The 11,479-nt window shown below is 37.1% G+C and carries 11 protein-coding genes; all 11 read right to left on the minus strand.

The features are described 5' to 3' along the window. Positions 1–10: 10 nt before the first annotated feature. The gene (locus tag OR571_RS10950; RefSeq protein ID WP_282242828.1) at positions 11–1,021 is read right to left on the minus strand and encodes a TRAP transporter substrate-binding protein; all 1,011 of its coding nucleotides are present in this window, start codon (positions 1,019–1,021) and stop codon (positions 11–13) included. A 155-nt stretch (positions 1,022–1,176) separates the two neighbouring features. Continuing rightward, positions 1,177–2,148 carry an aminopeptidase gene (locus tag OR571_RS10955; protein WP_282242829.1) on the minus strand — a complete coding sequence of 324 codons (972 nt, stop codon included), beginning with the start codon at positions 2,146–2,148 and terminating at the stop codon, positions 1,177–1,179. A 43-nt stretch (positions 2,149–2,191) separates the two neighbouring features. Then, on the minus strand, positions 2,192–2,644 hold the full coding sequence (locus OR571_RS10960; protein ID WP_282242830.1) for a RidA family protein: 453 nt from the start codon (positions 2,642–2,644) through the stop codon (positions 2,192–2,194). A 29-nt stretch (positions 2,645–2,673) separates the two neighbouring features. Then, entirely contained in the window at positions 2,674–4,134 is a 1,461-nt protein-coding gene (gene gucD / locus OR571_RS10965; protein ID WP_282242831.1) for an alpha-ketoglutaric semialdehyde dehydrogenase GucD, read from the minus strand. Positions 4,135–4,150: 16 nt separating this feature from the next. Continuing rightward, positions 4,151–5,080: a 5-dehydro-4-deoxyglucarate dehydratase gene (kdgD, locus tag OR571_RS10970; RefSeq protein WP_282242832.1), complete on the minus strand. Its 930-nt coding sequence runs from the start codon at positions 5,078–5,080 to the stop codon at positions 4,151–4,153. 350 nt (positions 5,081–5,430) lie between these two features. After that, positions 5,431–6,336, minus strand: a complete 906-nt coding sequence (locus tag OR571_RS10975) for an aminopeptidase (protein ID WP_282242833.1) — start codon at positions 6,334–6,336, stop codon at positions 5,431–5,433. A gap of 19 nt (positions 6,337–6,355) precedes the next feature. Continuing rightward, on the minus strand, positions 6,356–7,117 hold the full coding sequence (locus OR571_RS10980; RefSeq protein ID WP_282242834.1) for an IclR family transcriptional regulator: 762 nt from the start codon (positions 7,115–7,117) through the stop codon (positions 6,356–6,358). Positions 7,118–7,201: 84 nt separating this feature from the next. Beyond that, a complete protein-coding gene (locus OR571_RS10985) occupies positions 7,202–8,476 on the minus strand; it encodes a M20 family metallopeptidase (protein WP_282242835.1) in 1,275 nt (424 codons plus the stop codon). Then, the gene (locus OR571_RS10990; protein WP_282242836.1) at positions 8,476–9,426 is read right to left on the minus strand and encodes a DUF1177 domain-containing protein; all 951 of its coding nucleotides are present in this window, start codon (positions 9,424–9,426) and stop codon (positions 8,476–8,478) included. Before OR571_RS10990 ends, OR571_RS10985 begins: the two co-directional genes overlap by 1 nt. 19 nt (positions 9,427–9,445) lie before the next feature. Continuing rightward, positions 9,446–10,417, minus strand: a complete 972-nt coding sequence (locus OR571_RS10995) for an ABC transporter ATP-binding protein (protein ID WP_282242837.1) — start codon at positions 10,415–10,417, stop codon at positions 9,446–9,448. Beyond that, entirely contained in the window at positions 10,410–11,423 is a 1,014-nt protein-coding gene (locus OR571_RS11000; RefSeq protein ID WP_282242838.1) for an ABC transporter ATP-binding protein, read from the minus strand. Before OR571_RS11000 ends, OR571_RS10995 begins: the two co-directional genes overlap by 8 nt. Between the last annotated feature and the right edge of the window lie 56 nt (positions 11,424–11,479).

An 11,479-nucleotide genomic window follows, 5' to 3' on the forward strand; every position in this document is an offset into this window, starting at 1 on the left:
ACCTCTTTATTTAGTTCTGGATTTGTTGAATCTTCTCATAAAGTGACTGCAATTCTGGATTGGAGACCAATAATGCCTCTTTTACTGGTTTTTGCATTTCTTCGAATAATTGCTTATCGACTGTGATGAATTCTACTCCCATCTCCGTTGCTTCCTTTGTAACCTCAGAAATACGTTTGTCCCATTCTTCATTTGAGACTTGACTGCTCAATTTAAACCCTTCTTGGAAAATCTGTCTTTCTTCTACTGTAAGTGAATCTAAAAAGTCTGTATTTGCAACTAGCATGTCAGTAAATATCTGATGCTCTGTTCGTGAATAGTATTTTGCAACTTCCCCGTGCTTCATATCAATGAGCGCCATCTCCGGGTTAGTTCCAGCGTCAATTACACCGTTCTGTAACGCTGTATAAACTTCACCATAAGCCATGACAACAGCTGCCGCGTCAAATCCTTGTACAAGTTTGACATTCGCTTCACTCGACTGAACACGAATCTTCAATCCCTTCAAGTCTTCGGGAGTTTCAATTTTCTTTGAAGCATAAAAATTATTCACTCCATTAGAAAACCAAGCCACACCTTGAATTCCTTTGTCAGCTGTCGAATTATAAATCACATCCGTAAATTCTTCGTCGTTCATTACTTTACGAAAGCTAGCTTCATCGTTGAATAAATATGGCAAACCAAAAATTTTATACTCATTTGCAAAAGCTTCCATGTTACTTCCGCTCGTAGCAACCAAATCGAGTGATCCCATTTGTAACAATTCAAGTGCTTCCGAATTTCCACCAATTACACCGTTAGTAAAAAGTCTAATTTCGAATTTATCTCCCATTTCTTCTTCTACATAATCTTTAAATGCTTTTAATCCAAGATAGATTGCATGACTCTCAGGCTGCACTGTTGCAACACTGATAATTCGCTTACTACTTATCTCTCCATTTGCCGAAGCCGAACATCCAGCTATCACCATTATCAATGTAATACATAGTAAAATAGCTGTAATTTTATTTTTCTTTTTCATTTAATCACCTCGTTCTTTATATTCTAAATAAACAAATACTTGAAAGCGCTTACCTCTATTGGTAAATATATTTCTCTAAAAGCAGACTCTTGGTATACCTAATTAACATTTTGCAATGTAAGTAGAATACCAAGAGTTCTTTGCTCATCCCTATCTTAAACTAGCAATTCTCCATCTTTCATAATATCTCGTCCATCAATATTACATGTAACCGTTTTGATAATCATATCTAAATGTAAAGGTGAATCGACATGTCCACCAAAGTTTAAATTCTTTCCAATACCAATATGAATATTTCCAAATGACCCTTCATCCGGTGCCATATGCCCGCACAAGAAGTTTTCTTTATTAAGCCCAAGTCCAAGTTCTGCAATATTATAAACAGTTGGATCGTTAAAGTCAGCCAGCATCTTACGTAAAATATCAGCCTCTCGTCCACCGGTTATCTCCGTGATGAACCCCTCCTTCACTGTGCATGTAATAGGTTCTTCTATTAGATTCAACAATGGGTGTGGGATACTTCCGTCAAAAACTAATACACCATTTGCAGTTCCTTCGACTGGCCCCAGTGCAACCTCTGCGTTTGGAGGAAATGAAGCAGATCCAGGCACAGTTGCTGTTCCGTGATCCAGCACAGGTTCTCTTCCTTCAATGCTACATACCATATGAGTCCCACCTGGAGCGGTAAGTGTAAATGTATTACCTTTGTAAAAAGGAGCAACTCGATTAACAACTCGTGTAACTTCATCAAAATCTGCAGTTAACCCACCTTCTTCAAACATATGAAGAGCATAATCTTGAAGTCCTATCCAACGCAATCTTCCATTTTTACTTGCATTTAAACGCGCTTTTGTATGGTATAAGGAATAAGTAGTGGCACCAAATGCAACATCACAATTATTCAATGCTGCAGTAACAGCTTCTGTTGGCTCCGCACCATGTCCTTCCGTTGGAGGCATGACAATCATGGAAGTTTCAAAAAATTGTTTGGCATACTTATAAACAAATTCACCGATTTCTCTTTTATCATCGTCCGTAATGACCAGTACTCTTTCTCCTTCTTTCAAATGAGTAATACTCGTAAATAATTGTTTGATACCTAATGGTAGTTCGTTCATATCTTTCATCAACCAACTCTCCTATTCTAGTAATTTATATTTTTATCAATCATTAAACTTCCACAATAATTTCCACTTCTACCGGTGTTCCTTCTGGAAGAGAAGATGCTCCAAGTGAAACCCTACTATGTTTTCCTACTTCACCGAATACTTCTATTGCCAATGCAGATACAACATCCATCACTTTTGGTTGGTCAGTGAAGTCGGAGGTACTTGCCACATAACCCTTAATATTAACAATTCTCTTCATAGAGTCCAGACTACCTATCATATTTCGAACTGTTGCTAAACAATTCACGAAAGCAATTTTAGCGGCATCCTGTGCCTGCTCTAAGGAAACTGTATCACCTACGATTCCTTTATATTTTAATACACCTTCTACTTTCGCTGCATTACCACTCACAAATATCAAATTTCCAGTTCTTACTCCTGCTTCGAATATCCGCTTATTTGCTTGTGTAGAAAGTTTATACCCATTACTTTCTAACTTTTCTTCATAATTCATTATTATACCTCCATTGTAGCGCTTACATTTTATTTAACAAACACTGTCTTAATAGCTGTGTAAAACTCTTTTGCAGCTTGGCCTTGTTCACGCGAATGAGAACTGGACTGTTTCATGCCACCAAATGGAGCTTGCAATTCAACACCAGCACTTTCTGCGTTGATACGCACTAATCCTGCATCCATTTCATTAATAAATGAAAGCATATTACTAATTTTTGTTGTAAAAATAGAAGCACTTAAACCATATTCCGAGTCGTTTGCCATTTCTAATGCTTCTTCAATCGTCTTAACTTTCATAAGTGCAAGAACTGGTCCAAAGATTTCTTCCCGTGCAAGTGTCATAGTGGATGATACATTTTCGAACACAGTCGGTTCAACGTAATACCCATTCAATCCTTCTTTTTCTACTTTTTCTCCACCAAAAAGTAGGCTAGCCCCTTCTGATTTACCTTTTGCAATAGCTGAAAGTACAGTATTCAACTGATTTTCACTTGCGGATGGCCCCATCCAAGTTCCTTCTTCCATACCATCACCAACTGTAATAGCTGCCACTTTTTCTAATAGCTTTTCTTTAAACTGGTCATAAACATCTTGTTGTACAATAACCCTGCTCGTAGCTGTACATTTTTGACCTGATGATTTTAATCCACCACTAATCGTTGCTTCAACAGCCAAATCCAGATCTGCATCATTCGCAACGATCACTGGATTTTTTCCTCCCATTTCAAGTTGATATTTGATGCCTCTCGAAATAGCTGTTTGTGCGAGCTGTTTCCCTACAGTGTTAGAGCCTGTGAATGTAATCGCATCTATTTCAGGATGATTGACCATTTCCGTACCAATTAGAGAACCTGATCCGGTCACCATGTTTATAACACCCGCTGGTATTCCTGCATCATGCAAACACTCAATCACTTTTGCACAAGTAATAGCTGTCTCACTAGCTGGTTTAATAACAACTGTATTACCATAAATAAGTGCGGGTGCCATCTTCCACATCGGAATAGCTACTGGAAAGTTCCAAGGTGTAATAACACCAACAACACCAAGTGGTACCCTAGTTGTGAACATAAGTGCATCGCTATCAGTAGAGGGAATTACATCACCAACTGGTCGCATACCTTCTCCTGCAAAGTAACGTAAAATTGCAACACCACGTGCAGTTTCTCCTTTTGCCTCTGCAAATGTCTTACCCATTTCTTTCGTCATGGCAGTTGCAACGTCTTCTATCCGTTCTTCCAAGATAGCGGCAGCTTTTAGTAAATAATCACCTCTAACATTTCCAGCAAGTTTACGCCATGTTTTTTGCGCTTTTCTTGCGGAAGTTGCCGCTTGGTTAAAGTCGTTATTTGAAGATAATTGATAAAGGCCAACAACTTCATCCTTGTTTGCAGGATTTCTACTTTCAGCTGTTTCACCAGATTCTGACACAATCCATTCACCATTTATATAATTTAGGTATGTTTTTGTTTTAGTTATGGTTGTCATTAAAATGAACCTCCTATTATATTACTCTTGATGGAACTGGGTATTTTTCCAATGCATGGTCAATAATTTTCTTCAATTGGTCATAATGTTCTTTTTCAACAGGAGCAATTGGTGCCCTAACATTCGTTGTCACTGGCAGACCAACAATTTGCATACCCGCTTTTATAAGCGAAACTGCATAACCCTTTTTCTGTTTACGAATTCGATGTATAGGCAAAATAACGTCTTCATGCAATTCATGTGCAACTTCTTTATCCCCATTTAACAACGCTTCATAATACATAGCAGAAATATGTGGTATGTAGTTGGAAATGGCAGATGAATACGATGTGTAACCTAAATTCACATAAGCAGCCATTGTCACTTCTGCTAATGGCATTCCGTTCACCCACTCTAAACGATCTCCGATTAGATGAGTAAATTCCGTATTATTCTCCATATTTCCAACCCCATCTTTGAACCCTACAAGTTGTGGAAATTCACATAGTTTAATCAGTGTCTTCGAATCTAGAATACAATTATCTCTTTGGTAGACGATTGCATTCAAATCCGTGCTTTGGATAATAGTTTTTAAATAATCGTAAATCCCGTCCTGTGAAGGATCTATTAAATATGGTGGTAATATTAAGTAACCTTCTGCTCCTAGCTCTTCCGAAATTTTAGCTTGTTCTAAAGCATTGGAAATATTGCCACCTACTCCCGTATAAAGCGGTACTTTCCCTTGCGTCTTTTTTACGGCAACTTCAACCATAGACCTATATTCTTCATTGCTAATTGCATGCAACTCACCTGCTCCACATGCTACGAATATAGAACTTAGCCCTCCTTCTAATAAAAATTCAATATTCTTCTCCAATGCATTTAAATCTAGTTGACCTTTCTCATCCATCGGTGCAACTGGAAATCCTAAAATTCCTTTCGGTGCCTGTCTCTGTTTCATTATCATAAAAATTCCACTCCTCTAGTAAATTTAATAGTTACAATTTTCTATAAATTTTATTGTAAGACAATTATATTGTAGTGTCAAATTGTTTTTCGAAAAATTAAATAATCAAAATACCATTTCCTATTTTTTTATACGAAAAATACCACTTCTCAAATTGAGAGAAGTGGCAATAACTTTTCTATTAAACTAGCGTTCTAACAAAGGGTTGTTCTTCAATATATAAAAATAGGGAAACTGATAATAATATATATAGAAATATTCATTTCATTATATTGAAGTAGAATATTTAAAAGAAATTGAAACCTTGTCATAGTGTTGTAGAACCGTATCTATCCTGGACGCTTAATTCATCAATTGATAGTTATAATCGGATCTTTAATAAGGCAATCGATATGAACGCCAGCTTCATTTTCACCACCGAACGATTTATTACTCCCAAAAGCAATATGTACAGTTCCGAAAACTTTTTCATCCTCTAGTATATTTCCTGTAAGTCGTGCTTTTTTGTTAGTCCCTATACCAAATTCTGCGATAATCCGACCATTATCCTCTCCTAAAATTTCTAATAACTGTTTACCTTGGCTACCAGTTGCATTTACTAAACGACCATCCTTAATCTCTAGAATAATCGGTTCTTGAACCAGACCAATCCCTGCTATGGAACCGTCAATTATTACTTTGCCATTCGCTGAGTTCTCAATAGGTGCTATATAGCTCTCACCAGAGGGAATATTACCCGATTGACCTTTTTCCTTAAATACTCCCGTGCTGGCAATACTTTGTCTCTTTTCTATGGAGAAGGACAAACTCATTCCATCTTTTTCAATTGTAACGGTTGAACCTTCATCTAACATTCTACAATACTCTGCGGTTAACTCTTCTATTTCTTCTGCATTTGCAGAAATCGCACCTTCTTCTAACATATCTAAAGTTACTCCAGGCATTGTTGCTACACGCGCACCCTTTTTGGAAGCATTTTTTCGTGCCACTGTATGAGTAAGGGAATGTTCTGTTATACACAACACTACATCTGCATATAGCATTGCCTGTGAAACCAGATGGGGAGGCTCTTCTCCAGATTTACTTCGAGTAGACATTTGCATAGAAATAGTTTCATTACCTAATTCCCGCCCTGCCTCTACAAAATATTGGGCAATATCCGATAGCGCAGTATCTGTTAGTACAAGAAGTGTTTCGTCCTTTTTTATGTGTAGATTATTAATCAATACATTTTTTGCTTTTTCTATGGTAGACAAAACCTATCACTCCTTTCTATTAAGATTTAAGCTTAATATTGTAACGCTTAATAATTACTTCGATCTCATCACGTGCCTTCATTAATAAAGGAAGACATGCCTTTTTATGTTCCTCTGTCATCCGATAAATAGGACCTGAAACAGTTATAGATCCAATAACGCCAAAGTCATCGTTTAATGGAACGGCTATAGCGAGCACTTCAGGAGTAAATTCTCCCTGACTTTCTCCCCAACCATTTTTCCTTATTCGTGCAAGTTCTTCCTTCAATTTCTCTCCACTATCCACTGTATATTTCGTATACTTGATAAATCCTTCACTGATAACTTTTTCAACTACTTCTTCCGGAAGAAATGCCAGTATAGATCGGTAAGACGCCCCGACATATAATGGCGAGCGACTTCCTGCTGAAACGGTAAACCTTACTTTATTTTCAGGTTCTACCGCTGCTAAAGTAACCGCTTCATCTCGGTCCAGAATAGTTAAGAAAACAGATTCTCCCGTCTCCTCACACAGCTTATCTAAAGATGGCTTGATGAGGGTATCTACATTAAGAGATTCATACATAATTTTTCCTAGTTCCCAAGTGGCATAGCCTAGGGAATACTTTTTGGTTACTGGATCTTTGGTTACAAATCTATTTTTTTCTAACGTTTCTAAAATACGATATATATTCGTATGATTGATATTCATTTCATTGGCGAGTTCTCGCCCACCCCAAACTGGCATTTCACGAGTGAACATTCTTAATACTTTTAGAGATAAATCTAGTGTCTTTAACAAGTAAAAATCCCCCATATCTTTCCTAATTGTATATTATCTTACCTAAATTAGAATAAAACACAAGTAAATTTCACACTGATTCTTCTAATCATTGGAATTTTCATATAAAAAATCCACCACTGCGGCAACGTATACTTTTGCACATCTGACTATGTCTTCTACTAAAACTTTCTCGTTATAGCCATGAATGCTAGGTAAATAAGCAGGACCATATTGTAACACTGGAATATGATAATCTCTAAAATGTCTAGCGTCACTACTAGCCCATTGCATTACTCCGTAAGCTTCCTCTTTTGTGACAAATTCAATATTTTCAACTATCGCTTTACAAACTGGATCTTGCGCAGAGGTATAATTTGCAACACTTTTAAAACCAAATAACCGTATAGAGTATCGGATACCTAGACTATCTAACTCTTTCTTTAAGTAATCTGATACTTCTTCATGGGTAATACCAAACGGCAAACGACAATCTACTTGAACTTTACAGCTTTCTGGAATAACATTTGACTTTGTTCCTCCATTAATCGTCCCAATATTCACCGTAATTCTTTCTAAAACTGGTTGAAAAATTTCTCTTTCTTCTTCCACTTCACGTAAATAACGTTTGGAGATTTCCACTAATTCTCTTACTTCTTCTGGCATGTGAATTTCCAAATCCCAAAGTGTACGAATCTTTTCAATCGCTGCGATTGCATCTACAATAGCATTGTTTCCAGCTACCGGTGATAGACTGCCATGACCCGGCTCACCAAATACCTCTAGCTCGAACCAATAGGACCCCTTTTGGCCAATTGTTGGATTTAACGGAGAGGAAGGTTCTGCTATCAAACATCCATCACCATCGATCAATTTATTCTCAAGTAACCACGGGACACCATATTCTCCGCCTGTCTCTTCATCTGGAACTATTGCTAAAGTAAGTTGTCCAGGTAATTCAATTCCTAGTCGTTTAAACAAAGTAAATGCAAAAATTATACCGGCAAGTCCGCCTTTCATATCGCTTGCACCACGTCCTAACATCCAACCATCTACTACTTCTCCAGAAAAAGGATCGAAATCCCATTTAGATAAGTCACCAGCGGGAACTACATCAGTATGACCACAATAAATCAGTTTTTTTCCTGATTCATCTCCAAAAGAACTGACGAGATTATACATTTTTTCGGATGCTTCATGCCAGTCGACCTCTAGTCCAAACTGTTTTAAATAGTCGGATACAAATTCACTCGCTTCTGTTGAGTCACCGGGTGGATTTTCACTAGGAATTCGTATTAATGAACTACATAATTCGATTAATTCGTCTTTTCGCTTTTCGACTTCATCCACTAATTGCTGTTTCAATTGTGCATTATCCATTATCTAGCTACCTCCTGCTTTCCAAAAGTTTGTAAATGTTCCATCTTGCCATAAAGCTTTTCTAATAATACAAACTCTTCCTCGTTAAAGAATGAACATTTACCTTCACCATAAACTTTTGCAACTTCAAGAGCAAAACGTACAACTTGTTCAATATCCACTAAATGACTAGCTCCTGTACCACAACCCGCGACAGCTGTTTCTGTTGTAATTGCAACACCAACCACTGGACTTGATGTTGCCACTGCTGGTTGTAAAATACTATTTACATGGTATACTCCATTACCATAAGGAGTAATATCCTGAGTCGTGATAGGTAAAGTTACTGGTAAAATACCAGCAGATTGCGTGTAAATATGAAGTAGATCGTCACTCATTTTTAAAATATACCCTTGTTTTACAGTTGGAGTAATTGCAAAACCTTTGTGGTTTGTAATCATATTCCCTTTAGTGGTATCTATAGAAAGAATTGCATCCATTTCATCCGTTACTTCATACTGATTCATTGTTAAAATATCAACCGGAGAGTCCATAAATGGTACAGGGTCATGCGGTAAAGTTGGGGCAGTTGGACAAATATGTGTTGTTAAAATTACGTCTCCCTCCAGCTGATCTCCCTTAGCTTGCATATCCAATAACTTAGCAGCTGTTGCCATTGCAGATAATGCCCCATCTCCATCAGACACAAATCCTTTTACTTCAGGACGAGCTCCGATTCCACCAAGTCTTCCAACTATGCCTAGTGTTGGAGCTGTACCTCCCATTCGTTTTCCATTCGTGCCTGGGATGAAAACTTTAACGAAATCTGTAGATCCAGCTTTTCCTTCAACTGTTTGAACACTAATCTCACCTTTATCTGAGATTTTCTCTAAATACGATTTAATTACTTCTCCAGTTACATGAATACTATCCATTTCTTCAAATAATTCCATTACGTGTTTTAATGACATGATTTGTTCCTCCTAGTTTTTATGAATATAAGTGACAAGCTACTTTTTGAGTCTTACCCAAGTCTACAAATGCTGGTACATCCTTTTTACAATGTTCCATTGCATGAGGACATCTTTTATGAAAACTACAACCAGATGGTGGATTCACAGGACTTGGTACATCCCCCTCCAAAAGAATTCTCTCTTTTTTATCAAACGGATTTTCTTTTGGAATTGCCGATAATAATGCTTTTGTATAAGGATGTTTTGGATTTTCGTATAACTCCTCATATGTACCAATTTCCACGATTTTTCCTAAATACATTACCGCAATTCGATCGCATATATAGCGAACAACATTTAAATCATGAGAAATGAAAATATAAGTAAGATCAAACTTTCGCTGTAAATCTTTTAATAAATTTATAACTTGTGCTTGCACAGATACATCCAAAGCGGAAACCGGTTCATCGCATATAATAATATCTGGGTTTAATGCAAGTGCACGAGCGATATTTATACGCTGTCTTTGTCCACCAGAAAATTCATGAACATATCTTTCTGCATGATAACCACTTAAACCAACAACTTCTAATAATTCTATGACTCTCTTTTTTCTAGATTTAGCGTCACCAATCTGATGTATAACTAAAGGCTCCGCAATTAAATACTCAATTGTTTTACGAGGGTCCAAAGAAGCATATGGATTTTGAAAAACCATTTGGATGGATTTTCGAATGGAACGTATCTCCTTTGAACCAAGTGTTGCTAAATTCTTTCCCTTAAATTCAACAACCCCCTCTGTAGGACGGATTAGTTGGTTAATCAGCCTTGCCATCGTTGATTTTCCACAACCAGATTCTCCAACAATCCCAAGTGTTTCACCTTTAAAGACTTCAAAACTAACTCCATCCACTGCTTTTACACTTTGTGTAGATTTTTTGAAAGGTAGTGCTTCATTAATAGGAAAATGTTTTTTTAAATTTTCTACTTTAATCACAACTTCACTCAATGTAAACGAGCTCCTTTCTTTCAAGACGGTTAGATTTGGTTTGGAAATGGCATGACACTATATGACCTTCTTCCACCTCAATCGGCTCTGGTTTTGTTGTTTTACAAATTTCTTTTGCATAGGGACAACGATCGGCAAAATTACATCCCAGAATTGGGTTGCGTAAATCAGGAGGACTCCCCGGGATTGCAGGTAATTTATTGCCATTCAATGTATTTTTAGTTATTTGGGACTCTAACAACCCCCAGGTATATGGATGTAGAGGATTATCATAAATAGTTTTTACTTTGCCAGATTCTACTGTGTTTCCTGCATACATCACAATTACTTTATCGCACATCTCCCATACAACTCCTAAATCATGCGTGATCATAATAATCGATGTATCATTCTTTTCCTGCAACGATTTCATAAGTTCCAATATTTGTGCCTGCACTGTAACGTCTAATGCAGTGGTTGGTTCATCAGCAATTAGTAACTTTGGATTGCACGATAGTGCTATAGCGATCATAACTCGTTGTCTCATCCCCCCTGAAAACTCATGAGGATACATTTTCACCCTTTTTTCCGGCTCTGGAATTCCGACAACTTTCAACATTTCAATTGCTTTTAACTTCGCTTCTTTTTTGGATATCTGTTGATGAGTACGAACTGCTTCCTCGATTTGGTCTCCCACAGTAAACACTGGATTTAAACTGGTCATTGGATCTTGAAATATCATAGCAATGTCATTACCACGAACATCTCTCATTTCTTTATCAGAAAGGGATAATATATCTTTTCCATTAAAGGTAATTTTCCCATTTGGAATACTGCCAATTCCCTTCGGTAGTAATCTCATCAGTGCTGTTGCAGTAACACTTTTACCCGATCCAGACTCTCCAACAATCCCTAAAGTTTCTTTCTTCTTCAATGATATGTTTACACCATTAACTGCTTTTACAATGGATGCTGAAGAACGAAAGTGGACATCTAAATTTTCGACTTTTAGTATTTCATCTGACATCTTTCCACCTCCATTAATAGTATTTAATCAGATACGCATTAGCGTACTTGCTTCCA

Source organism: Psychrobacillus sp. NEAU-3TGS, from assembly GCF_029955155.1.
In the GTDB taxonomy this organism is placed as follows: domain Bacteria; phylum Bacillota; class Bacilli; order Bacillales_A; family Planococcaceae; genus Psychrobacillus.

What these genes read in the sequence shown, in the direction of transcription:
- OR571_RS10990 (WP_282242836.1), bottom strand. Translation starts at nt 9,426, where the DNA reads ATGTCATTAAAACACGTAATGGAATTATTTGAAGAAATGGATAGTATT.
- OR571_RS11000 (WP_282242838.1), bottom strand. Translation starts at nt 11,423, where the DNA reads ATGTCAGATGAAATACTAAAAGTCGAAAATTTAGATGTCCACTTTCGT.
- OR571_RS10955 (WP_282242829.1), bottom strand. Translation starts at nt 2,148, where the DNA reads ATGAAAGATATGAACGAACTACCATTAGGTATCAAACAATTATTTACG.
- kdgD (WP_282242832.1), bottom strand. Translation starts at nt 5,080, where the DNA reads ATGATAATGAAACAGAGACAGGCACCGAAAGGAATTTTAGGATTTCCA.
- OR571_RS10985 (WP_282242835.1), bottom strand. Translation starts at nt 8,476, where the DNA reads ATGGATAATGCACAATTGAAACAGCAATTAGTGGATGAAGTCGAAAAG.
- OR571_RS10950 (WP_282242828.1), bottom strand. Translation starts at nt 1,021, where the DNA reads ATGAAAAAGAAAAATAAAATTACAGCTATTTTACTATGTATTACATTG.
- OR571_RS10960 (WP_282242830.1), bottom strand. Translation starts at nt 2,644, where the DNA reads ATGAATTATGAAGAAAAGTTAGAAAGTAATGGGTATAAACTTTCTACA.
- gucD (WP_282242831.1), bottom strand. Translation starts at nt 4,134, where the DNA reads ATGACAACCATAACTAAAACAAAAACATACCTAAATTATATAAATGGT.